The sequence below is a fragment of the Streptomyces sp. NPDC002669 genome (assembly GCF_042889165.1).
Lineage (GTDB): Bacteria > Actinomycetota > Actinomycetes > Streptomycetales > Streptomycetaceae > Streptomyces.
This window is the reverse complement of sequence record NZ_JBIAQQ010000002.1, coordinates 16,908-39,808: the sequence shown is the minus strand read 5'-3', so window position 1 is coordinate 39,808 and position 22,901 is coordinate 16,908. Positions and strand designations below refer to the sequence as shown.

At 70.7% G+C, this 22,901-nt stretch carries 17 protein-coding genes and 1 pseudogene; 7 read left to right on the top strand and 11 right to left on the bottom strand.

What is annotated here, in order from left to right; all coding sequences use genetic code 11:
- The first annotated feature begins 52 nt into the window (after positions 1-52).
- On the top strand, positions 53-367 hold the full coding sequence (locus tag ACFYW1_RS02655) for a putative quinol monooxygenase (protein WP_388985955.1): 315 nt from the start codon (positions 53-55) through the stop codon (positions 365-367).
- A 164-nt stretch (positions 368-531) separates the two neighbouring features.
- Here the strand turns inward: ACFYW1_RS02655 and ACFYW1_RS02650 are convergent, their stop codons facing one another.
- Positions 532-1,515 carry a LuxR family transcriptional regulator gene (locus ACFYW1_RS02650; RefSeq protein WP_388985953.1) on the bottom strand — a complete coding sequence of 328 codons (984 nt, stop codon included), beginning with the start codon at positions 1,513-1,515 and terminating at the stop codon, positions 532-534.
- 214 nt (positions 1,516-1,729) lie between these two features.
- Between ACFYW1_RS02650 and ACFYW1_RS02645 the strand changes: the two genes are divergently transcribed.
- Positions 1,730-3,142 (top strand): aminopeptidase P family protein, encoded by a 1,413-nt coding sequence (locus ACFYW1_RS02645; RefSeq protein ID WP_388985952.1) that lies wholly within the window; start codon positions 1,730-1,732, stop codon positions 3,140-3,142.
- 234 nt (positions 3,143-3,376) lie between these two features.
- Here the strand turns inward: ACFYW1_RS02645 and ACFYW1_RS02640 are convergent, their stop codons facing one another.
- Together ACFYW1_RS02640 and ACFYW1_RS02635 are read right to left on the bottom strand one after the other, a co-directional pair.
- Positions 3,377-3,853 (bottom strand): SRPBCC family protein, encoded by a 477-nt coding sequence (locus tag ACFYW1_RS02640; RefSeq protein ID WP_388986983.1) that lies wholly within the window; start codon positions 3,851-3,853, stop codon positions 3,377-3,379.
- 178 nt (positions 3,854-4,031) lie between these two features.
- Positions 4,032-5,003 carry an NADP-dependent oxidoreductase gene (locus ACFYW1_RS02635; RefSeq protein ID WP_388986980.1) on the bottom strand — a complete coding sequence of 324 codons (972 nt, stop codon included), beginning with the start codon at positions 5,001-5,003 and terminating at the stop codon, positions 4,032-4,034.
- 152 nt (positions 5,004-5,155) lie between these two features.
- Between ACFYW1_RS02635 and ACFYW1_RS02630 the strand changes: the two genes are divergently transcribed.
- Positions 5,156-6,160, top strand: a complete 1,005-nt coding sequence (locus ACFYW1_RS02630) for a GlxA family transcriptional regulator (protein ID WP_388985950.1) — start codon at positions 5,156-5,158, stop codon at positions 6,158-6,160.
- 108 nt (positions 6,161-6,268) lie between these two features.
- Here the strand turns inward: ACFYW1_RS02630 and ACFYW1_RS02625 are convergent, their stop codons facing one another.
- From ACFYW1_RS02625 to ACFYW1_RS02610, 4 genes and pseudogenes are all read right to left on the bottom strand, one after another.
- A complete protein-coding gene (locus ACFYW1_RS02625) occupies positions 6,269-7,297 on the bottom strand; it encodes a LacI family DNA-binding transcriptional regulator (protein WP_388985948.1) in 1,029 nt (342 codons plus the stop codon).
- Positions 7,294-9,693 carry a glycoside hydrolase family 2 protein gene (locus tag ACFYW1_RS02620; protein WP_388985947.1) on the bottom strand — a complete coding sequence of 800 codons (2,400 nt, stop codon included), beginning with the start codon at positions 9,691-9,693 and terminating at the stop codon, positions 7,294-7,296. Before ACFYW1_RS02620 ends, ACFYW1_RS02625 begins: the two co-directional genes overlap by 4 nt.
- Before the next feature lie 70 nt (positions 9,694-9,763).
- Positions 9,764-10,518, bottom strand: a pseudogene (locus tag ACFYW1_RS02615) (transposase family protein).
- A gap of 163 nt (positions 10,519-10,681) precedes the next feature.
- Positions 10,682-11,281, bottom strand: a complete 600-nt coding sequence (locus tag ACFYW1_RS02610; protein ID WP_388985946.1) for a hypothetical protein — start codon at positions 11,279-11,281, stop codon at positions 10,682-10,684.
- Positions 11,282-11,972: 691 nt separating this feature from the next.
- On the opposite strand from ACFYW1_RS02610, the gene ACFYW1_RS02605 reads away from it, so the two are divergent.
- Entirely contained in the window at positions 11,973-13,121 is a 1,149-nt protein-coding gene (locus ACFYW1_RS02605) for a cellulase family glycosylhydrolase (RefSeq protein WP_388985945.1), read from the top strand.
- A 247-nt stretch (positions 13,122-13,368) separates the two neighbouring features.
- Here the strand turns inward: ACFYW1_RS02605 and ACFYW1_RS02600 are convergent, their stop codons facing one another.
- Positions 13,369-14,142 (bottom strand): helix-turn-helix domain-containing protein, encoded by a 774-nt coding sequence (locus ACFYW1_RS02600; RefSeq protein ID WP_388986977.1) that lies wholly within the window; start codon positions 14,140-14,142, stop codon positions 13,369-13,371.
- Between the two features lie 224 nt (positions 14,143-14,366).
- Between ACFYW1_RS02600 and ACFYW1_RS02595 the strand changes: the two genes are divergently transcribed.
- On the top strand, positions 14,367-15,029 hold the full coding sequence (locus ACFYW1_RS02595; protein ID WP_388985943.1) for a DUF4097 family beta strand repeat-containing protein: 663 nt from the start codon (positions 14,367-14,369) through the stop codon (positions 15,027-15,029).
- A 132-nt stretch (positions 15,030-15,161) separates the two neighbouring features.
- Complete coding sequence (locus ACFYW1_RS02590; RefSeq protein ID WP_388985942.1) at positions 15,162-15,650, top strand: hypothetical protein; 489 nt, start codon at positions 15,162-15,164, stop codon at positions 15,648-15,650.
- Here ACFYW1_RS02590 and ACFYW1_RS02585 read toward each other — a convergent pair.
- Positions 15,577-16,638, bottom strand: coding sequence for an EamA family transporter (locus tag ACFYW1_RS02585; protein WP_388985940.1), 1,062 nt, complete (start codon positions 16,636-16,638; stop codon positions 15,577-15,579). The genes ACFYW1_RS02590 and ACFYW1_RS02585 overlap by 74 nt on opposite strands.
- 38 nt (positions 16,639-16,676) lie before the next feature.
- On the opposite strand from ACFYW1_RS02585, the gene ACFYW1_RS02580 reads away from it, so the two are divergent.
- Complete coding sequence (locus ACFYW1_RS02580; RefSeq protein WP_388985939.1) at positions 16,677-17,192, top strand: MarR family winged helix-turn-helix transcriptional regulator; 516 nt, start codon at positions 16,677-16,679, stop codon at positions 17,190-17,192.
- A 307-nt stretch (positions 17,193-17,499) separates the two neighbouring features.
- Here the strand turns inward: ACFYW1_RS02580 and ACFYW1_RS02575 are convergent, their stop codons facing one another.
- Positions 17,500-19,560 (bottom strand): WD40 repeat domain-containing serine/threonine protein kinase, encoded by a 2,061-nt coding sequence (locus tag ACFYW1_RS02575; protein WP_388985938.1) that lies wholly within the window; start codon positions 19,558-19,560, stop codon positions 17,500-17,502.
- A gap of 270 nt (positions 19,561-19,830) precedes the next feature.
- Positions 19,831-22,662, bottom strand: a complete 2,832-nt coding sequence (locus ACFYW1_RS02570) for a hypothetical protein (protein ID WP_388985936.1) — start codon at positions 22,660-22,662, stop codon at positions 19,831-19,833.
- Between the last annotated feature and the right edge of the window lie 239 nt (positions 22,663-22,901).

Sequence of the window (22,901 nt, the reverse complement as noted above, 5' to 3'; positions counted from 1 at the left end):
CCCACCGGTCGGCCCCTTCCGGCAACGAGATGAGAAGAAGAAGACTTCGATCGTGGAGTACATCCGCTACCGGATCCCCGATGCGGCACGCCGGGCCGAGTTCATGGACGCCTACGCGCAGGCCGCGAAGCAACTGGAACTTGCTCCCCAGAGTCTGGGATACGAACTCGCCCACGGCGTCGAAGAGCCCGAGCGTTACATCCTGCGCATCGAGTGGACTTCCGTGGAGGAGCACGAACAGGGCTTCCGCCGCGGTCCGCACTTCCCGCCGTTCCTCGCGGCGATACGCCCCTACATCGGGGACATCGAGGAGATGAAGCACTACAGGCGGACGACCGTGACGTCCGCCGCGGGAGGAGAGGCATGACCGACCAGGTGTCACCCCGGCGCCCCGGACGACGATCTGGGCGCCCCGGGCCCGACTCCCCGCTGGGGTTGGGACGGACTCGCCGGACACTCCTGAGCCTCCCCCTGCGGGCAGATACCGTGCCGCCCCCCCCCTTCCCGTCCGGTGCTTCGGCGGCGGGCCGGTCACAACCATCCGGAGCGCTGCGCCTGCAAAGCCATCTGGAAGCGGTTCGCGGCCCCCAGCCGGGCCATCAGGACCTGCAGACGGCGAAACAGCGTGCGGCGGCTGATTCCCAGCTCACGGGCGATGACCTCGTCGCTCGCACCGCCCGCCAGGAGCCACAGGAGCCGGCGATCGGCGGGCGGCAGGCCGCCGGGCCGGGCGGTGCGGCCGTGGAACGGCAGGGCGTTTCGCCAGGACTGCTCGAACAGGGCGATGAGCGCGGAGAGCAGGCCGCACGGCTGCACGACCAGCATGGTGTTGTGCACGTCGGCCTCCTCGATCGACAACGACACGAGCGCGTACGCCTCGTCGATGATCAGGAGCTTGACCGGCACCGACGGCAGCACCCTGGCCTGTTCACCGGCCTTGATGCACGGCTCGATGGCGTCCTTCAGACGGCCCGGGTACTCCAGCGACTCCCGCGAGTACACGACGCGCTGCGTCACCCCGCGGGCGAGCGTGGCCAGCGCGTCGTCCGTGGCCTCGGACAGGAGGAAGTACGGCGGTGACTCGAACTGCCGGATCTGCTCCCGGGCGCTCGCCCAGGCGTGCCGCATCCTGGGGCCGATGGCCTCGCCGGTGACGACCTCGACGAGATCGTCGTTGTACGCGGCGAGCCGCTGCCGCCGGAACGACTCGAACGCGCCCCCGACGGTGATGCGGGACTCCTCGATCTCGGCCGCCCGGTGCCGGGCGAGGATCTCCAGGCCCGCGGCGGGCGGGACCGGGGCCACCACGTCCCCGCCCGCATCGGCGGCACTGGCCAGACCGGCGGCGACCAGCGCACCGTACGCCTCGGCCAGTTCCGCACCGCCCAGACCGGACGCGGCCTCGATCTCGCGCAACGGGGCGGGCGCCAGTTCGAGCAGTGCCAGGTAGACCCGGATCGCCGCGGGATCGAGGCCCAGCAGCCGGAGGGCCTCGCCAATTCTCACGTTCACCATGAGCCTCATTGTCGGCGGCTCCGGACGGCGCCGTGGCCGATCGGTGCCAGTGGCACTTCCGGGCACCGGGTGCGGGCGGGGCGGGATACCGTCCGGGAGCCGCCGCCGAACGGTGGCAGCGAGGGGGCCGGGCCGTGCCGGGGGGCCAGCCCGTCGGTACGGCCCGCTCCGCCCCTCGCCGCTGAGGAAACCCACCCGGAAGAAGGTGCACGCCGTGGCGAAAGGCCGTAAGAACGGTCTCTACTCAGGGATCTCCGATGAACTGTCCGCCCTGATGCGGACGGGGTGGGCGGACACCGAGCGGCACGACCTGCGGCCCGACGAGCAGGCCCCGTACGCGGCCGCCCGCCGTGCCGCGCTCTCCGCGCGCTTCCCCGGCGAGCGCCTCGTCGTCCCCTCGGGGAACCTCAAGGTCCGCTCCAACGACGACACCTACCCGTTCCGGCCGTACTCGGGCTACGTGCACATGACCGGGGACCAGGCCCGGGACGGCGCCCTCGTCCTCGAACCCCGCGCGGACGGCGGCCACGACGCCTACTGCTACCAGCTGCCGCGGGACGGCCGGGACGACGACGAGTTCTGGACCGGTGCCACGGCGGAGCTGTGGATGGGGCGGCGCCACTCCCTCGCCGAGGCGGAACTCGTGCTCGGACTGCCCTGCCGGGACGTCCGCGGGGCGGCCGAGGACCTGGCCGCCGCCTCCGGCGTGCCGACCCGGATCGTCCGGGGCGTCGACCCGTCCCTGGAGGCCGCCGTCACCACCGACGAGGAGCGCGACGAGGAGCTCGAGGAGGTGCTCAGCGGCCTCCGGCTCGTCAAGGACGAATGGGAGATCGCCGAGCTCCGCAAGGCCGTGGACTCGACGGTGCGCGGATTCGTCGACGCGGTCGGTGACCTCTCCGGGGCGATCGCGTCGTCCGAGCGGTGGATCGAGGGCACGTTCTTCCGCCGGGCCCGGCTGGAGGGCAACGCCGTCGGCTACGGCTCGATCTGCGCCGCGGGCGAGCACGCCACGATCATGCACTGGACGAGGAACGACGGCCCGGTGCGCCCGGGGGACCTGCTCCTGTTCGACGCGGGCGTGGAGACGCACACCCTCTACACCGCCGACGTCACGCGCACGCTCCCCATCAGCGGCACCTTCTCCCCCGTGCAGCGCAAGGTCTACGACGCGGTGTACGAGGCCCAGGAGGCCGGCATCGCGGCGGTCAAGCCGGGGGCCGCGTACCGGGACTTCCACGAGGCGGCGCAGCGTCATCTGGCGGCCCGGCTGGTCGAGTGGGGCTTCATCGAGGGCCCGGCCGACCGGGCGTACGAGCTCGGCCTCCAGCGCCGCTTCACCATGGCGGGCACCGGCCACATGCTCGGCCTGGACGTCCACGACTGCGCGCAGGCCAGGAACGAGGAGTACGTCGACGGCGTGCTGGAACCGGGCATGGTGCTCACCGTGGAGCCCGGTCTGTACTTCCAGCCGGACGACCTGACCGTGCCCGAGGAGTGGCGCGGCATCGGCGTCCGGATCGAGGACGACCTGGTCGTCACCGAGGACGGTCACGAGAACCTGTCGGCGGGTCTGCCGAGGTCGGCGGACGAGGTCGAGACCTGGATGGACCAGCACGCGGGCTGAGCACCCGGCGTCGCGGCGGGAACCGCCCGTACCGGCCCGCCTCCGTGGCCGGTACGGGCGTCCGACCGGCGAGGTCCGGTCGCACCGGTGAGGCCGGTGTGTTCGGTGTTCCGTCGAGCGGGCCCCATGCCCGTCTTGCCCGCGCGCACCGGGCACCGGACACGAGCCCTGGATCGAACGGCCCGACGCGGTACGCGTCCGCCTCCGGCGGTTCGTGCGGGACGGGGCGGGCGATCAGGGGTTGCGGGCGGTCCGGAGGACGTCACCGGAGCCGTCGTGACGCTCGCGCACCGCGATCCGGGCCAGCTTCGTCAGCATCATGCCGTTGCGGATCGAGACGAGGTAGTCCACGGGGAGTCCGTGCATCCGGATGCCCGGCCCCCGCAGGGCGTGCCATTCGAGGAGGAAGAGGGTGTTCTCGCCCCAGGGGATCAGGTTCATGGCGATGCGGGCCGCCCCGAAGGGATCCGCCTTCGCCTCCAGTTCCAGGCGGTGCCGCGGCTCGCAGATGCGGACGACACAGGTGTCGTCGAGGGTCAGCGGGCCGGCGCCGACCCGGACCCGCAGCCGGGCGCCCACTTCGGGCCAGTGCGGGTCCACGTCGGTGATCCGTTGTGTTCCCGAGACCCATTCCCCGTAGCGACGGCCGTCGGACAGCAGGTCCCAGACCCTGGACGGCGGACTCAGGATCAACCGGCGGTTCCGGGCCACACCGACCACACTCCTCGTCATGTCGAAAGCGGCGCCCCCATGACCGTTGTCGGTCGAGAAGCGTGCTCCCCGGCCGCCGAGCACGCTTCTCGACACTAACCGCGCCCCGCGCATCCGGCACGCGAGCCTCGGCCGGAGCGGGCACCGCACGGCGGCGGGGCCGGAACCACGCGCGCCGTCACCTCGGCTCCGCCCCGGGGGCCGGGCGGTGGGCGTCGGTGGTCAGGACGATCTTGCCGCTGGTGCGGCCGGAGCCGGAGAGCTCGTGCGCCCTGCCGACCCGCGCGAGCGGCAGCACCTCGGCGATGTGCGGGCGCAGCTCACCGCTCCCGGCGAGCCCGGCGAGGGCCAGCATGCCCGCGCGGTCGGCCTCCACCGCCAGGAACACTGCCCGGACGCCGTTCCGGCCGGCCTCCTCGGCCAGCGCGGCCTCGGCCGGGGAGGCGAGCGAGACCACCAGGCCGCCGGGACGCAGGGTCCGCAACGAGCGCGGTCCGTACGCGCCGCCGATCGTGTCGAGAACGACGTCCACCCCGGTCACGGTCTCGGCGAAGTCGGTGGTGCGGTAGTCGACGACCTCGTCCGCGCCGAGCGAGCGCACGAAGTCGTGCTTGGCCGCGCCGGCGGTGCCGATCACGTACGCGCCCCGGGACTTGGCGATCTGGACGGCCAGGTGGCCCACCCCGCCGGCCGCCGCGTGCACCAGCACCCGCTGTCCCGGCCGCACGTCCGCGGTGTCGACCAGTGCCTGCCACGCCGTCAGGCCGGCCAGCGGCAGTGCGGCGGCCGCGACGTGGTCGAGACCGGCCGGCTTGTGGGCCAGGTGGCGGGCGGGCGAGGTGGCGTACTCGGCGTACGTGCCCGCCGGGGCGGGGTGCCGCGGCATGCCGAAGACCTCGTCGCCGGGGCGGAACAGGGTGACGCCGATACCGACGGCCTCGACGGTGCCCGAGAGGTCCCAGCCGAGCGGGACGGGCGGCGCGTCGGCACCGGCCAGGCCCCCGGTCCCGCGGTGCCAGACGTCGGTGGGGTTGACCGCCGTCGCGTGGATCCGTACGAGGACCTCGGCCGGACCGGGCTCGGGCCGGTCGACGGTGGCGAGGCGGAGAACCTCGGGTCCTCCGAGACGGTCCTGGGTGACGGCCCGCATGGTGGGGCGCGGGCCCGGCTCCGGTGCGGCCGGTGATGTGTGCGGGGTTCGAGTGGCTTCCGTGGCCTGTGTCGTCGTCATGTGATCAAGCGTGCCCGGCCCGATCCGGCCAAACGAGTGGCCGGACTGCCACGATCTGAAAAGATCTGGCCATGACTGCCGAACACACGCACCGGGTCGTCGTCCTCGCTCTCGACGGGGTCTACCCCTTCGAGATGACCATCCCCGTACGGATCTTCGGCACGGCCGAGGGCCCCGGCGGCGACCCGCTCTACGAAGTCCTGACCTGCAGCCTCGACGGCGGCCCGGTCCGCGCCAGCGCCGACTTCGGCATTACGGTCGAGCACGGCGCCGAGGTCCTCACCACCGCGGACACCCTCGTCATCCCGCCCTTCTTCTGCGAGCCGGCCCCGGACGGCGACGGGCCCACCGCCGCGGACTGGCTGCCCGCCGCACTCGCCGCGGCCCTCGACCGGTTGCCGGCCCACGCCCGTATCGTCTCGATGTGCACCGCCTCCTACGTCCTGGCCACCGCCGGTCTCCTCGACGGCCGCCGCGCCACCACCCACTGGAACGAGGCGGAGCGCTTCCAGCGCGCCTTCCCCCGGGTCCAGGTCGACGCCGACGTGCTGTTCGTCGACGACGGCCGCGTCCTCACCGCCGCCGGGGTCGCCGCCGGGGTGGACCTGTGCCTGCACCTGCTGCGCCGCGACCACGGCAGCGCAGTCGCCAACCGGGTGGCCCGGCTGTGCGTCGTACCGCCCTGGCGGGAGGGCGGGCAGGCGCAGTTCATCGAGCGGCCGGTCCCCGAGGAGGCGCGGAGCAGCACCTCGGCCACCCGCGAGTGGGCCCTGGCCCGCCTCGGCCGCCCCCTCGCGCTCGCCGAACTGGCCCGGCACGCGGGGATGAGCGTACGGACCTTCTCGCGCCACTTCCGGGACGAGGTCGGGATGACACCCGGCCAGTGGCTGACCCGGCAACGCGTCGAACACGCCCGCCACCTGCTGGAGGTCACCGACCTCCCGGTGGACCGCATCGCCGAGGAGGCCGGCCTCGGCACCGGCGCCTCCCTGCGCCGGCACATGGCGCTCACGATCGGGGTGGCGCCCCTGACCTATCGGCAGACCTTCCGCACCAGGACGGCCGCGCCCCGCTGACGGGATGCCGCCGCCCCGGTGGCCGCCACCCGACGGGCGGCGGCATCCGGGCGGCGGTGGAGGTGACCAGGGCACCGGTGTCCACCCGGCCGGCCGTGCCGTGACGGCTCACTGCTGGGGTGCCGGCGCGGTGGATCCTCTCGGGGTGAGGGAGGGAGTGGGGACCTGGAGCGATCCGGTGTGCGTGCCCTCGATCAGGGAGAAGAGGGTCCGGGTCACCTCCGCACCGAAGTGGTGCACGTCGTGGCTCATGGCCGACAGGGTCGGGTGGGTGATCCTGCACAGCTGGGAGTCGTCCCAGGCGAGCAGGGAGACGTCATCCGGAACGACGAAGCCCATCTCCGCCGCGACGCCGGCGCCCGCGACCGCCATGATGTCGTTGTCGTAGATGATGGCGGTGGGACGGTTAGCGGCCAGGAGGAGGGACCGGGTCGCGCGTGCGCCTTCCCTTTCGTCGAATCCGGTCGCTGTCTGTCGCCCCTCCTCCAGTCCCAACTCGCGTACGGTCGAGGCGAAAGCCGCGGTCCTGATGGCGCTGTGCCCGAACCTGGCGGGCCCGCCCACCCGTGCCAGCCGCCGGTGCCCCAGGGCGGCCGGGTAGCGGACGGCCTCGGCCATCGCCGTGGCGTCGTCCGTCCATACGGCGGGAAAGGAACCGGTCAACGACGGGTGTCCGACGGCTACCGCGGGCAGGCCGACGGCCTGGAGCGCCGGAACCCGCGGATCGTTCTCCTCGAAGTCGACCAGAATGGCGCCGGCGATCGTCTGACCGCGCCACCATGTTCTGTACAGGTCGATCTCCTCGTCGACGTCCCGCACCAGCCTCAGGAGCAGCGAGCACGAACGCTCCGCCAGGACGCTCTCGATTCCGGAGATGAAGTCCATGTAGAACGGTTCGAGGCCGAGCAGCCGGGCGGGGCGGCACAGGGCCAGGCCGATGATGTCGACCCGCTGGCTGGAGAGGCTGCGGGCGGTCTGGTTCGGCGCCCAGCCGAGGTCCCGGGCGGCTTCGAAGATGCGCTCGCGCGTCGCCTCCGAAACTCCCGGTTTGCGGTTGAACGCCAGCGAGACCGCGCCCTTGGAGACGCCGGCCCGGGCCGCGACGTCCTTGATGGTGATCCGGGCAGGACCGCTCACTTCGTGTCCACGCAGAACAGGGCGGCCCGTACGTCGTCCTCCGTCACACCGCCACAGCCGTCGAGGCGGATCCGGGTCTGTTCGCCGGCCAGCAGGGTGGTGAGGCCCCGGTCGGCGCGGGCGCCGGGGCCGAGCCGGTCGGCCTGGAGAAGGAGGTCCCTGACAAGGGTATGCGCGTTCACCACGACGTCGACCTTACCGCCGTCGCCCTCGACCGGTTCCAGTGCGATGTCGAAGGCGGGCCGCACGTAGGAGAAGTCCTTGTCGGGTACCGGAAAGTGCAGGGCGCGCAGACCGTCCGCGTCAGCGACGAGGAACTCCTCGGCGGTGTCCGCCCGGGGCACGAGCCCGGGCGACACCGGCAGGCGCAGGACCGAGCGCGCGGGAACGGCCACCTCCTGGGCCTCTCGGCCGAGCGTGGCACCGTCCGCCCCCAGGCGGCGCAGCGTCACCGCGGTCCGCCACTCGGTCGCGGACTGGTTGACGAGGGCGAGGACGGGAGACCCGTCGCCGGGCTGCAGAGTCAGCAGGCGGTCGGCGTAGACACGACGCAGTTCGTGGTGGAGGGGCTTGGAACGGCCGTCCCCGTCGATCGCGGCCCAGGAGCTCACCGGCCAGCAGTCGTTGAGCTGCCAGACCACGGTGCCGGAGCAGGTGGGCCAGTGGGAACGCCAGTGCTCGATGCCTGCGGCGACCGCCCGGGCCTGGACGACCTGGGTCACGTAGTGCCAGCGGTCGAAGTCGCCTTCGGGCAGGGGGAAATGGCGCGCGACCCCGCGATTGAGTTTCTCGTTGCCCTCCTCGGCCTTCTGGTGATGCACCATTCCCGGGGAGTCGGGGGCCAACTCCTCGTCGGGAAGCGCGCGTCGGAGCGTGGCCATGGTGGGAGGTGCCTGCCAGCCGAACTCGGCGACGAAGCGGGGGACGTTCGCGCGGTACTCGGCGTAGTCCTGCCGGTTCCACACCTCCCAGGAGTGGTGGGTGCCGTGGTGGGGATCGTTGGGGTGGTGGTCCCACGATCCGGACCAGGGGCTGCCCGCGGTGTAGGGGCGGGTGGGGTCGAGTTCGGCGACCAGGCGGGGCAGCAGGCCGAGGTAGTAGCCCTCGCCCCAGGAGTCGCCCGCGAGTTCGGGCTCCCAGCCCCAGTCACGGAACCCCCAGAGGTTCTCGTTGTTGCCGTTCCAGATGACCAGGCTGGGGTGCGACATGAGACGGACAACGTTGTCACGAGCCTCTGCCTCGATCTCTCCCCGCAGGGGCTGCTCCTCCGGGTAGGCGGCGCAGGCGAAGAGGAAGTCCTGCCAGACCATCAGTCCGAGCTCGTCGCAGGCGTCGTAGAAGGCTTCGTCCTCGTAGATGCCACCGCCCCAGATCCGCACGAGGTCCACGTTGGCGTCGGCCGCCTGGCTCAGCCGGGTGCGATAGCGCTCGGGGGTCACACGCGAGGGGAACACGTCGTCGGGGATCCAGTTGACGCCCCGCGCGAACACCCGCTCGCCGTTCACGACGAACGTGAAGCCCGAACCCCGCTCGTCGACGGTGCGGTCCAGCTCGACGGTGCGGAAGCCGATGCGGCGGTGCCAGGTGTCCAGTTCCCCGTCCGCGTCGAGAAGGGTGACGTCGAGGTCGTACAGGGGCTGCTCCCCGTACCCGCGCGGCCACCAGAGGCGAGGCCGTTCGACCGTGAGGCGCAGCACCGCCTCGTCGCCCTCGAAGCGGACCTGCGCCTCCTGCCCGGCGACCGCGGCCCGCGCCAGCAGTTCCCTGCCCGCCCCCCGGTCCGTCCGTTCCACCTGGATCCGGATCTCGACGCCGCCCGTCCGTTCGTCGGTGGTGACCAGCGGGCGGACGGACGCGAGACGCGCGGTCGACCAATGCTCCAGGCGTACGGGCCGCCAGATGCCCGCGGTGACGAGCGTCGGCCCCCAGTCCCAGCCGAAGCTGGAAGCCATCTTGCGGATGTACTGGAACGGCTCGGGATAGACGTTGGGCCGGTCCCCGGTCACCTCCCGGACCGCTTCGGCCTCGTCGTAGGCGGAGGCGAAGCGCACTTCCAGTTCGCCGGTCGTCCCGGTGACATCGAACCGGTAGGTGCGGTGCATGTTCCGGGTGGTGCCGATCTCGCGGCCGCCGAAGGTGATCCGCGCGGCGGTGTCCAGGCCCTCGAAGACGAGGTCGGTGCGCTCGTGCCCGCTGTCGTGCGAAACGTCGGTGACGTAGGTCCACGCGCGTCGGCCGACCCAGGCGACCTCCGTCTCGTTGAGACCGAGGAAGGGGTCCGGAATGACTTCGGCGGTCAGCAGATCCGTGTGGACACAGCCGGGGACCCGGGCCGGCAGCAGCTCCTGGCCGTAGCGCAGGTTCCACCCGTCGGTGAGCTGGGTGACGTCCTTCATGTGCGGCTCCAATCGCCCGAATTCGCGCGCTCTCAGATGGATGACGGCACACAACGAGCCTTTTCCAACCTCACGCTGACGCGTGGTGAAGGACGAGGACGGCCTGGACGATCGCTGTGATGCGGTTGGTGCTGCACCGGAGCTTCCGTAGGAGGCGCCAGCCCTTCAGGGTGGCCATGGCCTGCTCGCCGAGGCAGCGGATCTTGGCGTGTGTGTTGTTGTGGCGGCGCTGCCACCGTTTGAGGCGACGGCCGCGGAAGGGCACCCGGATGGAGCCGCCCGCGCCCTGGTATGCCTTGTCGGCCCAGCACTTGAGTCCGGCGTCGGTGAGTGCTTCGACGATGCCGTGGGTGCGGGCGGCGGTCAGGTCATGGGTGGAGCCGGGCAGCGCGGGCGAGGCCCACAACAGGCGGCCGAACGGGTCGGTGAGGACTTGAACGTTCACGCCGTGCCGCTTGGGTTTGCCCGAGTAGTACGGGGGGCGGCGGCGATCCGGTCGATCGGCAGCAGGGTGCCGTCCAGGATCACGAACGCCTTGGTCCGCGCGATGCACATCGCCTCGGCCAGGGTGGGTGCGAGGGCGGCCAGCACGTCGACGGCCTCGCGTATGTAGCGGTATGCGGTCGCGATGCCGATACCGAACCCGGCGGTGAGCTGGGCGTAGGTGTCACCACAGCGCAGATGGGCCAGGGCGAGCAGAGCCTGACGGCCGGCGGTCAGACGCCGCCACCGGGTCCCGATCTCCCCTCGCCGCACAGCGAGTCGCCCGGTCAGGTACCGCAGGGTGCGACTGGACAGGTCGATCGACGACGGGTAGGCAAGCACACGAAGCTCCTGGTGGCTGCGGGCGATCTTGGTCGAGAACCCGTCTACCAGGAGCTTCGTCGTTCCGCAGTTCCGTCCAATACGTGTGACTGAGCGCTTCAGTTGGCCGGTTGAGCGTTGACCGGGCAGGTGCGCCGTATCTCGTGCGGGCGTCGTCCCCGTTCTACTCCACCGGCTCGCACCAGGCGGCGACGAGATCGTGGAAGTGCGAGAAACGGGTGCCGGGAACAGTCTCACCACTGAACGTCTCGCCGTTGAGCCAGCAGATGTCGAAGATGTTGGTTTCGGTGTCGAGGAGGCAGCACACACCACCGGTGGTGGCGGTGAGGTCGGTGAACACCTTCCTGACGCTCGCGGACTGCACGAACATCCGGCTCATGCTCGAGGTAGCAGCTGTGAACTGCAGCGACGCAAAGTTCGGGTGCCATGAGGGGGAGAACCTGACCGTCAGGTAGATGTACCCGACCGACACCCGTCCCTGCTCGTCGATCCTGTCGGAATCGCGGAGGAAGAACTCGCGCACCCCGTCGTCGACGCCGACGACGATCGAGGTGTCCAGTTCGAGCGAACCGCCTGCTGAACAGTCGACCGGTTCGCTCTTGAACTTCGAGGTGAACGGCACGATCAACTGCTCTCCGCCCGGCAGGGTCACCGGAAGCGGCGGCGTCTCGCGGTCTTGGGGGGCGAGCTCGGCCAGCCGGGTCAGTGCTCTCGCAACGTTCCGAAGGGGCATGAAGATCTCATAGCTGTAGTCCAGCCCCATACCGCCCCGCCTCCCCTGTCCTGAACCGTCATCCTGTCATGATCGGGATCGATCGCCCAGCCGATTCCACCGTGGCTGGCTTCGTCCGGACGCAGTCGGCAACGTAGGTGAACATCGGCTCGTCTCCGAGGAGGTTAGCTCTGAGCGGAAGGGCTTCTGCCCACTGCTCACCCGGGAACCGGCAGCGGATGAAGACGCCGATCTGACGCGGCTCCACCTGCCGTTCCGAAGTGCGACCTGACTGACGAAGGCACTACCGTGAGCCGAACGCTCAGGGGGCCGGATCAACCGCTCACCAGCCACCTGAAGCGCTCAGTCACAACACGCGGCTACCGCCGTCAGGTTGGAAATGGCTCATTGGATGCCTCATATGGGTGCGACATCCGACCTGCTGTCGGCGCCCGGGGCTCGCCGCAACTCGGCGTGCCCCGGGGGGATTTCCGTCCGCAGACGTAAACAGGCCCCAATGCGTCGCTCCTGGGCGCATGCCACTCGCGTGATCCGAGTCCCACTCTCCGTCCAGGTCGACGACAACGTTGTCCGCCCGGTCTGCACGCCGACCGATCGTCGGTACCCCCGAGCCGTACGGCATGCGCAGCCGTCGGCCGAGCCGCTCATGAAGCCGTACCCGGGATGCGGCTGACGTTCCCGGCCCCGCCAGAGCTTCCCCATCCCCCACTTGAGGAGAGACATGAAACCGCCGCCGAGAAACACTCTGCACACGGTCGTCGCCATGGCCATGGCCGGCCTGATCGGCGCCGTGCTGGCCGTCTTCGGAACGGCTGCCGACGCGGAAGCCGCGACCGGCCTGCGGGTCACCGACGGCCGCTTGTACGAGGCCAACGGGAACGAGTTCGTGATGCGAGGCGTCAACCACGCTCACGTCTGGTACCCCGGTGAGACCGGCTCGCTCGCCGACATCGCGGCCACCGGAGCCAACACGGTCCGCATCGTCCTCGGCAGTGGTGACCGCTGGACCAGGACCAGCGCCTCCGAAGTCTCCTCACTGATCACCCAGTGCAAGGCGAACAAGCTGATCTGCGTCCTGGAGGTGCACGACACCACCGGCTACGGCGAGGACGGTGCCGCCACGTCCCTGGACCGGGCCGCCGACTACTGGATTGCCGTCAGGAGCGCCCTCGAAGGACAGGAGAACTACGTCGTCGTCAACATCGGCAACGAGCCCTTCGGCAACACGGGTTACAGCGCCTGGACCGATGCCACCAAGAACGCGATCGCCAAACTCCGCGGCGCCGGTCTCCACCACGCGCTGATGGTCGACGCGCCCAACTGGGGCCAGGACTGGTCCAACACCATGAAGGCCAACGCCGCCTCCGTCTTCAGCTCCGACCCCGACCGCAACACGATCTTCTCGATCCACATGTACGGCGTGTACGACACCGCGGCCGAGGTGCAGGATTACCTCAACCACTTCGTGAACAACCGACTGCCCATCGTCGTGGGCGAGTTCGGCAACGCGCACAGCGATGGCAACCCGGACGAGGACGCCATCATGGCGACCGCCCAGTCCCTGAAGGTGGGATACATCGGCTGGTCCTGGAGCGGGAACGGCGGCGGGGTCGAGTACCTCGACATGGTCGACGGCTTCGACCCGGACGCACCCACCAGCTGGGGCAACCGATTCCTCACCGGGGCCAACGGCATCTCGACCACGTCCGAACCCGCGACGGTGTACGGAGGCGGGGAGAGCGGTGGCACCGCCCCCAACGGTCACCCCTACTGTGCCTCCGGCTCCTCGGACCCCGACGGCGACGGCTGGGGCTGGGGCTGGGAGAACAACCGCTCCTGCGTGGTCCGGGGCGGCTCGGCGGACGGCTGATCACTCGTGCTCCCGACGCGGTGCCTTCCCCGACCGGCGACCGCGTGACCGGCAGCCATCACGACGACTCCCCGGCTGCCGGGCCACACCCAGGATCGCTCCCTTCGGACCCATCGATCCGCCGTCATCGGCCGTCGGCGCCCCAGAAGTACTTCCGGCCGGGCCGGGAGCTACGGGCGTCGCCCGGGCCCGCAGCGTGACCCCGGCCGGCGGCCGGGCCCTGACCACCGGGCCCGGCCGCCCGGGCTCAGCGTTCCGGGTTCGGCCCGGTGTGTTCCGGGTCCTGTCCGGTGGAGTCGGCCGGGGTGGTCTCGGCTTTCGTACCGAGGATCTCGCGGGCCTGTTCCGCGGCACGGGCGAGGTTCTCGCCGACGTAGTCGAGGAAGCGGGCGACGTTCTCCAGCCGGACGGCGGCCGGGGTGCCGGAGCCCAGAACACCAACTCCCTGCCGCGCGACCTCGACCTGCTGGGCGAGGGACCGGGCACTGGCCATCATCGTCCGGTACCAGAGGTCGTCATCGACGACGTAGCGCTCGCGGCGGCGCTCGTCTCGCTCCCTGCGGACGAGAACCTGGCTCTCCAGGAAGGCGATCGACTTGGAGATGGTCGCCGGGCTGACCTGGAGGCGTCGGGCGAGCTCGGACGCCGTCATGCTGCCGGAGTCGCTGGTGAGCAGACAGACCATCACCCGCGACATCATCTTGGGCAGGCCCGATTCCATCATGGTGGTGGTGAACAGTTCCTCGTACTCACGGACGGCTTCGGCGTCCCGCCCATGCGGCTGGGGGGCGGTCTCCGGCTCCCGGGACGGGGCCGGCTTGCGCCGGTGGGCACGCCGTTCCGTGGCGCGGTGCGCCAGATCCGCGCGGTATCCGGTGGGGCCGCCGTTGCGCATCACTTCGCGCGTGACCGTCGAGGTCGGGCGGCCGAGGCCCCTGGCGATCTCCGCGTAGGAGAGGCTGTCGGCCAGCCCCAGTGCGATCTGCTGACGGTCCTGCTGGGTGAGCCTGCCTCCCGGCATCACGGCCTCCTTCATGTTCTCCGAGGCCGTCAGCATAGCGTTCACATTCAATTCATTGCAACATTCGCTGAACCGATATTGCATTACCCTCAAGCCTGCTGCAACGATTCCATCGCAACTACCTGCATTGATTCAAATTCTCCGCAACAAGCATGTTGCTCAACCCATGAACGCAACGTAGCTTTTCTCCTGTCGGAAACAACGAGTGAGCACAGGAGAGCATCATGCAGAGCTTCGCCATCACCGCCCCGGTCTCCGCCGTTCTGGACGTCCCCGCGGGGCGTATCCAGGTGATCGCCGCGGACCGGGCCGACGCCACGGTCGAGGTGCGGCCGGTGAACCCCTCCAAGGGCCGGGACGTGAGGGCGGCCGAGGGGACCAGGGCCGAGTACGCCGACGGGATCCTGCGGATCGAGGCCCCGGCGGACGGCCGCTACACCGGTCCCGGAGGGTCGGTCGAGGTGACCGTCCAACTGCCCGCCGGCTCGCACGTGGAGGCGAGGGCCGCCGCCGCGGAGTTCCGGGCCGTCGGCCGGCTCGGGGACCTCGCCCTGGACGGCGCCCACCACCGGACCAAGATCGACCAGGCCGCGAGCGTCCGCCTCACCGCGGTCGACGGCGACATCGAGATCGGACGGCTGGAGGGCCCCGCCGACATCAGCACCCACAGGGGCGACATCCGCATCACCCGGGCCACCCACGGCACGGTCGCCCTGCGCACCGGCTCCGGCAACATCACCATCAACGCCGCCCCCGGCACCTCCGCCACCCTCAACGCCGGCACCACCCACGGCCGCATCAGCAACACCCTCAAGAACGACGGCACCCCCACCCTCGACATCCACGCCACCACCCCCATGGGCGACATCACCGCCCACACCCTCTGACAACCCACAGCCACCCACCCGCACGATGCCGCCCAGGAGGAAAAGGACGAGCAGCGCCTTCGCGGTCGTCCGCCCGTCCGGTCGTCCGGGTCCGAGATCCCTCTGCCGAACCGGAGTTGAGATAATCCGGCCATGGGATCTTGGGGAACTTTGGGGCCGGCGCTGTTGTCGCTGGCAGGTGTTGTGCTCGGGGCGGGCGGGTCTCTGTTCGGCCAGTTCCTCGTCTCGCGGGTGAGTGCCCGGCAGCTCGAAGTCCAGCAGTCGGCCGCGCACCGGGCCGAGCTGAAGGACGCGATCCTGAAGTTCCTGAGCATTGCGTCGCAGGTGGAGAAGGCAGCGCTCAGGCGCCCGGCCGGTGAGGGCGCCACGGTCGATCCGGAACCGGACCCGCTCGTCGACGAGCTGTGGCTCGCCCAGGCGGAGATCGACCTGGCCGCCGGGAGCGAGCCCCTGTGGGGCGCCACCTACCGTTACGCGGCGGGCCTCGCCGAGGCGGCCCGGGGCGGGACCGACGACACGTCCGCGCTGCGCGGGCCGCAGGCACGGTTCATGGACGCGGCGTACGACGACATGTGGCCCGGCCGACGACGCGCGACCGGGGATTCTCCCGCACCTCGGTGAGCCCTCCGCACCGGGCCCGGTCGGCGGCCCCGGCGTGCGGCTCTGCCGGTTCCCGTCGGCCGGGGCGACCGGTCCGGCCGACAGGTGTGCCGGGACGGGAGTCCGCTCCGGTCACCCGGGACCGGAGGCGGGCGGCTGCCGTGGCGGCGGCGGGTTGCCCGAGCACGATCCCGAGCAGGACGAGGATCAGTCCGCATGTCTGCCGCGGGGTGAGGGTCTCTCCGGCGACGACGGTGCCGAGCAGCACGCCGGTGACCGGGTTGAGCAGTCCGACCAGGCCGACAGCGGCCGCCGGCAGATGGCGCAGACCGGTGAACCAGGCGACGAAGGCGACCGCGGTCGCGACGACGGTGACGTAGGCGAAGCCGAGGACCGCACCCACGTCGAGGGAGGGAGGCGCTCCTTCGCGGACGACGGCCAACGGCAACACGACCAGGCCTCCGGCGACGAGCTGCCACGACGTCGCGGCGAGGACGTCGACCTCGGCGCTCCACCGCTTCGCGAGCACATGACCGAGGGAGGACGTCACCATCGCCGTGACCGAGGCGAGGACGCCGAGCGCGTTCAGACCCACGGTGCCGGTGAACAGCATCAGGCACACACCGACGATGCCGATGCCGCCGCCCAGCAGCGGGAGGCCGCCGGGCCGTTCCGCGACCACGGCCCAGGCGAGCAGCATCAGGACCAGCGGTGCGGCCGCCATGACGGTGGAGGCGATGCTCGTCGGCAGCAACTGGGCGGCGAGGTAGACCAGGGCGAAGAAGGACCCCATGTTGAGGGTGCCGAGAACCAGCGACTTCCACCACCACGCCCCGCAGGGCATCCGACGGCACAGGGCCAGCAGCAGCACCCCTGCGGGCAGGGCCCTGATCGCCGCGCCGTAGAGCGGGTGGCCGGGGGGCAGGTATGCGTGGGTGACGAGGTAGTTCGTCCCCCAGGCGACCGGGGCGATCGCCGTCACGAGTGTCCATCGCACAGTAGCTTCCACGGAAGGAATATAGCTTCCCTGGAAGCTATGATGAAGGCGTGAACGAATACGAGGATCACGTCGCCCGCATCCAGGCCGAGTGGGCCCGGGAGCGCCCGGACGTGGATGTGAGCCCCCAGGGCGTGATCGGCCGGCTCCATCGCCTCGCCGGCCTCCTGACCGAGCAGCTGTGCCTGGTCTACCGGCGACACGGGCTGAACGAGGGGGAGTTCGACGTGCTGGCGGCGCTGCGGAGGGCCGGGGAGCCCTTCGAGCGCGCCCCGGGCGAGCTGGCCGCGTTCACCATGGTCACCACGGGCGCGATGACCAAACGCATCGACCGGCTCGAACGCGACGGGCTGGTCACGCGTCGCCGGTCCGCCGAGGACGGCCGGGGACGCGTGGTCGCGCTCACCACGGCAGGGCGGGAGCTGTTCGACCGGGCCTTCACCGACCACATGAACAACGAGCGCCGCATGCTCGACGAGCTCGACCCCGACGAGGCCGCACGCCTCGAAACACTGCTCACCACCTGGCTGGCACGGGTCGAACCACCCCCCGCCGCGCCTCGGTGACCCCTCCGGGCGCCACGGCCGAAGCCCTTCCCCGCCCTCCGTTGCCCGATGGGGAGCGGAGCCGGCGGACCGCTACCCGTTACCCGGTCCGACGAGCCCTCGGAAAAGAGCGCGGCCGCCGGCTTCTCCTCGGCAGTGATCAGCTGACGCCCGGTAGGCCATGGCCTGACCCCGGAGCCGCCCTGAGCACGCAGGTACGAGCTGATTCCGGGCGCCGGCCGACCGCCGCCCCTGCCCTCCGGCCCCCATGGGCTAGTGATCTGAGTCAGAGATTCGGCGGCAGTAGGCGGCGACTCTCTGACTCAGATCACTGGGGGACCTTCCAGAGCTGGACGTCGGTGGAATTCCTCTTGCTCTTCGGCGCGCGTGCCTCCGAGGTGGCGAGGGTTCTGCCGTCGGGGCTGAGCGCCAGCCAGTAGCGCGTGCCGTCGGCGAGTTCGGTGGCGCGGCCTGCTGCCACGTCCCACACCTTGAGCCCGTCCTCGCCGGTACTGGCAAGGGACTTGCCGTCGGGGCTGAACCGCACGGTATTCACGCCCTTGTCCGTGAGGGTGGTGGCGCGGCCATTGGCGGCATCACGCAGCCAGATGCCGCCGCTGTTCTCGCCGTAGGCGCTGTCGCAACTGGCCAGCGTCCTGCCGTCGGGGCTGAACGCCACCGAAGCGGCAGCGGTGGACTGGCGGGCGGCCGTGACATGTCGCCGCCGGCGGTCCCACAGTCGGACTCCGGACTCGCCGGCGGCGGCGATGGACCGTCCGTCAGGACTGAACGCCACTGTGTAGAACGACCCTTCGTGGTCGCCCTCCAGGATCGTCGCGACGGGACGGCTCCGGGACAGGTCCCACAGCCGCAGCTGCCCCTGGCCCGCGGTGTTCCAGGTCGAGCCGGCCACCGCCAGCGTCCTGCCGTCGGGGCTGTACGCCAACGAGTTCGTCCAGGACCAGACGTCGTCGCCGATGTCTGCTTTGTGGTTGAGGGTGGCCGTGACGCGCCCCGTGGCCATGTTCCACAAGGTGACGCTGTCCGAGCCGGCGCTGCCGACGGCGAGGGTCTTGCCGTCGGGGCTGAACACCGCCACGCAGGGCAGAAAGTCCGCGGCCCCGTGGGTCAGGGTGGAGAGTCGGCGGGTGGCCACGTCCCACAGCTGGATGCAGCCGCTGTCCCCTTCGTCGTCCGGTTCGTCTTCCATGTCGGGCCGGTAGCTGGGAGCGACGAGTGTCCTGCCGTCGGGGCTGAACACCGCGCTCGCCACCGGTACCTTGCCCTTGAGCAGGCGCGGCGCAGGGCCCTTCGGGCGCGGCCTCCCCGGCTTTTCCTTCTCTCCACCCGGGTTCTCCTTCTCGCCCTCGGGCCAGAACACCACGGCCGGGACGGCTGCGACGGCGGCAGCGGCAGCACCGCCGAGCAGGACGGTGCGTCGTGTCGGTCGGCGGCGCTCCCCCGAGTCCGGTTCCGGGGCCGGGTCCGGTCCGGTGCCGGGTTCCGTGGAGGTGGGCATGCGCGTGCGTGTCGGTGGCTGCGCCTCCACGCGAGTGCCCGTGCCGGACGATGACGACGACGGCGCGGTTCGGCGCAGGATCTCGGCGAGCTCCGGCCGCTGTGCCCGGTCCTTGGTCAGGCAGTCCGTGATCAACTCACGCAGTTCGCGGGGGAAGCCGTCGGGGAGTCCGTCCAGACGTGGGGGCTCGTCAAGGATCCGCCGTACGATCGCGGGAATGTTCGGGGCGTCGAAGGGGCCCTGTCCGCTCGCGGCGAAGGCGAGCACACAGCCGAGGGAGAAGACATCGTCGGCCGGTCCCACCTCTTCCCCGCGCACCTGCTCCGGCGACATGAACGCGTACGTTCCGACCGGTGCGCCGGTGGTGGTCAGGGCGCTGGCGTTGCCGACCTGGGCGATCCCGAAGTCGATGATGCGCGGGCCGTCATCCGCCATGATCACGTTGCCCGGCTTGAGGTCACGGTGGACGAGCCCGCAGGCGTGGATCGCACCGAGTCCCTCGGCGAGCCCCGCTCCCAACTCCCTCACCGCGTCGGGGTCGAGCGGGTCGCCGCCGAGCACCACGTCCTGGAGCGAGGGCCCGCTGATGAACGCGGTGACCATCCAGGGTGCCTCGGCGGCCGGGTCCGCGTCGATGACCTGCGCCGTGTGAAAGCCGCCCACGCGTCGGGCGGCCTGCACCTCCAGGGCGAAGCGCTCGCGGAAGCGGGGGTTCATGGCGTAGTCGGGGCGGATCAGCTTGACCGCGACCTTGCGGCCACCCCCCGGCGTGAGTCCCAGAAAGACCTGGCCCATGCCTCCCGCGCCGAGTCTGCCCTCCAGGCGGTACGGGCCGATGCGTCGAGGGTCGCCGGGCTGGAGGGGGTCCATCCGTACCGTCCGTTGTCGAGAGGAATCGGGCTGGTGCATTGTGTCAATTGGCTGCCGATGCGGTGGGGCGGGCCGAGAATTTGCCGAAACAGGCGGGGCCCCGCCGGGCCCGCGGCGGCAGGGGCGAGCGGCTCGGGCGTTCCGGGTCCCGTGCGGCCCGGGCCCGGCGGGGGCGAGGGCGGTCACGGACCCGGATCCCCCGCTCACCGCCCGGACAACGGCCCTGGCCCCCGCCCGGCCCCGAGGACCGGCCATTGCCGCCGGCAGCCCTCAGTTGAGGACGCTTTCCTGCAGGGTGCCGCCCGCGTAGGAGCTGCCGCCGTCCTTCGCCTTCACGAGGACGTAGCGGAGCTTGCCGTTGCCCAGCGCCTCCTCCAGGTCGTGCGCCAGCTTGCCGTCCCGCGGGGACTTTGTCGCACGCTCCTTCATCGCCTCGATGATCGTCTCCACGTACTCCCTGGTCATCTGCTGGACCAGCTTGTCCTTGTGACGGCCCTTCCCCTGACGCCAGCCGAGGCTGCCCGAGGGCGCCTTGGCCTCGACGATGAGCAGCGTGCCGTCCTTGAGCCGGTACAGCTGGTCGAACATGTCGGCACCATTGGGGGTTTTGGGCAGGGGAATCCACTGGGCTCCGGGGAACTCCTCCGGAATGATGTGGTAGCGCGCCGTGCTCTCGCCGAGCCGCTCGGATATGGAGCTGTTGTTGGGCTTGACGCCCAGTTCTTTCCGGTAGTGCCGCAGTGCCTTGTCGCGGATCCGTCCATGGGCCACGGTCTTGCTCTCCTGGAACTTCCGCTCCGCGTTGATGAGATCCACGGACGTCTTGCGATGGTCGGCGACCTTGTCGAGCAGCCCCTTCCGCTTTCTGTCACCGACCGATTCCGGGCCGACCGGCTTCGCGGCGGACAACTCCGCGCCGGGTGCCGAGGGCAGCTTGTTCTTGGAGATCCAGTGGTTCTCGTTGTCCTTGGCGAGCTTCGGCAGCGTGACGCCGTTCTCCGTGGTCTTCTCACTCCTCCGGCGGCCGTCGCTGATGTACTTGCCGGAGTACCAGGCCGGGTCGTTGTTGGCCTTCCAGACCATCTCGTCCTGGATGTACTTGCGGTGGTCGGCGGCGCTGCTCAGCAGTTCGTCGCAGGTGAACACACTGTTCGTACGCTGCGGGGTGCCGTCGGGGCCGGTCGGATAGGTGGTGAACACGGCCGTGTCGAAGGCGGGCCCGTTCGTGCCCCGGCAGTGCTTGTCGAGCTTGAGCTTCCTGAGTTCCTTCACCAGCGCCTGCCGGTCGCTGCCGGCCAGTGGCGTGGACGCGTCGGGGGCGATGTCGATCCAGGCGACCTTTTCGAAGCCGGGCGGAACCACCCCGTCGCCGGACAGTTCGCCGACCGCCTTCGCAAAGTCGTTCACGACCGCGTCCGTGCCCCCGGACACGGCCTTGAGCTGGATGGTCTGCTTGCCGGTCAGGTTCTGGAGGTCGGCCCGGTAGCCCTCCGTGGAGTCCTTGGGTTTGTAGGTGGCGCCCCAGACGATCTTGTTCCCCGCGTGCGCCAGCTCGCCCGCGTGCTCCAGTGCGCGTCGGTCGGAGGCGGTGAGCCGAGCTGTCTTCGTCTCCAGTTCGGCGAAGCCGGATGCAGTGGTGAGCTGCAGGCCGTCGGTGTTCACGGCCAAGTCGTGGAACGGCTCGAACGCGCCCTGGCGCACCAGATTGACCACCGTCTGGCCGACCTTGGCGATCCGGTCCTCGCGAATCCGGGGACTGGTCCGCGGGCCGATGTCGGGTGTCATCGCTTCGAGCAGTTGCAGGACGGGCTTGCCCTTGCTGTCGTTGGCCCGATGGTCGCCCAGTGGCTCGTTGAGCTTGAAGCCGCGGCCCATCAGCCGTTTGACGAGCGCCGGGTCGTCGCCCATGACGCTCGCTTCGTAGAAGACCGCGGACCAGGTCACCCGGATCGTCTGGCCGGGCGGTGCCATGTTCCTCGCCGCCAGCGCCAGTGTGCGGTTTCCGCCCGGAGGCACGGAGACAGGACTGTTCAGCGGTGTCTGTCCGGCCACGGTCACCATCACCGTGCCGTTGGCCGGAGCGGTGCCCTGGTTGGTCACCTTCACGGTGGCCGGACAGCTCGGAGTGGCGCAGAACGATGTCGAGAGCTGCACGGCCACGTCCGTCTGGGCCGCCACGCGTCGGCTCAGCGGTTCGGCCTCCTCGTGCGAGGTCTCGACCCGGCGTACGTTCTCCGTCGTGCTCCGCACCTGGGCCCGGTCGGGCTCGCTGACCGCGGACGACAGGGCCGGGGCGGGTGCGGGCTCACCGGCCGCCGCCTGCGGGTGACCCACGGACCGCACATGGTCCACGGACCGTGCGGCACCGTTCTGCGGGCCGGAGCGGAAGACCGCGGTGCGCGCGTCCGAGGCGTCCGGCGCAGGTTCGGGCGCGGCGGCTCCCCGGGATCCGGCGGAGCCCGGCAGGCCGACCGAGAGCGGCCGGTACGGAGGGGACGCGCTCACCACGATGCGCAGGGTGCCGTCGGTCAGTACCTTCGCCGGACGGCCGTTCACCGACGTGGCCCCGCTCTGGCGCCATGTGGCCGGCCGCCCGGACGGACCGTCGGTGTCCTTGCCCGAGAGGGCGTCGGCGAGCGCCGTCGGAGTCATCCGGGACAGGTCGGCCAGGCCGGTCACCCCCTGCGGCGGGTCGGGGATCCAGGTGTTGGCCAGCGCTTCGGCACTGCCCGGTTCGCGCTCGAACCACCACTGGCCGTTGCCGCGCAGAAGGGTTCGCCCGGGGCTCACGGCGAGCTCCGCGTATGCCCCCGAGTCACGGCTCAGGGTTCCGTACGCGGTGCCGTCGCGGGCGACCGTCAGCCGGAAGCCGATGATCGCGCCGTTGTCGTTCACCGTGGTCCCCGCATAGGTGACCCCGCGCCAGGCACGCAAGCTCTTCGTGGCCGCCGAGGCCAGCTGCGGGGGCGTCTTCTCGCGTGGCCGGAACACATAGGTCATCAGACCGGCGACGAGCACCATGACCAACGCCAGGGCTCCCCAACGCCAGTACCAGCGGCTGGACCTGACCGACCCGACCAGCGCTCCGACCGTCCGGGACACCCGACTTCCGGCCGGTGGTGGCGGTGGTGGTGGGAGAGGTGGTGGGAACGATGGGTACGGGGGAAGCGGTGGTTGCGGAGGTGGCTGCCCGAACGGTCCTGATGCGCTGTCCCGTGCGTCCATGTCTACCCCCCAGTCCCGGAGCCCGGGTGACCCCACCGGGTCGTCACGCGTTGGTCCCGATTCCCCAGTTTCTGATTCCCATCCCAATTCCCCATTCAATCAAGCCTCTTCGCGCC

Bases quoted from the DNA above. Each gene is read 5' to 3' on its own strand.
- ACFYW1_RS02650 (WP_388985953.1), bottom strand. From the start codon at position 1,515: ATGGTGAACGTGAGAATTGGCGAGGCCCTCCGGCTGCTGGGCCTCGAT.
- ACFYW1_RS02635 (WP_388986980.1), bottom strand. From the start codon at position 5,003: ATGCGGGCCGTCACCCAGGACCGTCTCGGAGGACCCGAGGTTCTCCGC.
- ACFYW1_RS02630 (WP_388985950.1), top strand. From the start codon at position 5,156: ATGACTGCCGAACACACGCACCGGGTCGTCGTCCTCGCTCTCGACGGG.
- ACFYW1_RS02620 (WP_388985947.1), bottom strand. From the start codon at position 9,693: ATGAAGGACGTCACCCAGCTCACCGACGGGTGGAACCTGCGCTACGGC.
- ACFYW1_RS02610 (WP_388985946.1), bottom strand. From the start codon at position 11,281: ATGGGGCTGGACTACAGCTATGAGATCTTCATGCCCCTTCGGAACGTT.
- ACFYW1_RS02605 (WP_388985945.1), top strand. From the start codon at position 11,973: ATGAAACCGCCGCCGAGAAACACTCTGCACACGGTCGTCGCCATGGCC.
- ACFYW1_RS02600 (WP_388986977.1), bottom strand. From the start codon at position 14,142: ATGCCGGGAGGCAGGCTCACCCAGCAGGACCGTCAGCAGATCGCACTG.
- ACFYW1_RS02595 (WP_388985943.1), top strand. From the start codon at position 14,367: ATGCAGAGCTTCGCCATCACCGCCCCGGTCTCCGCCGTTCTGGACGTC.
- ACFYW1_RS02590 (WP_388985942.1), top strand. From the start codon at position 15,162: ATGGGATCTTGGGGAACTTTGGGGCCGGCGCTGTTGTCGCTGGCAGGT.
- ACFYW1_RS02575 (WP_388985938.1), bottom strand. From the start codon at position 19,560: ATGGACCCCCTCCAGCCCGGCGACCCTCGACGCATCGGCCCGTACCGC.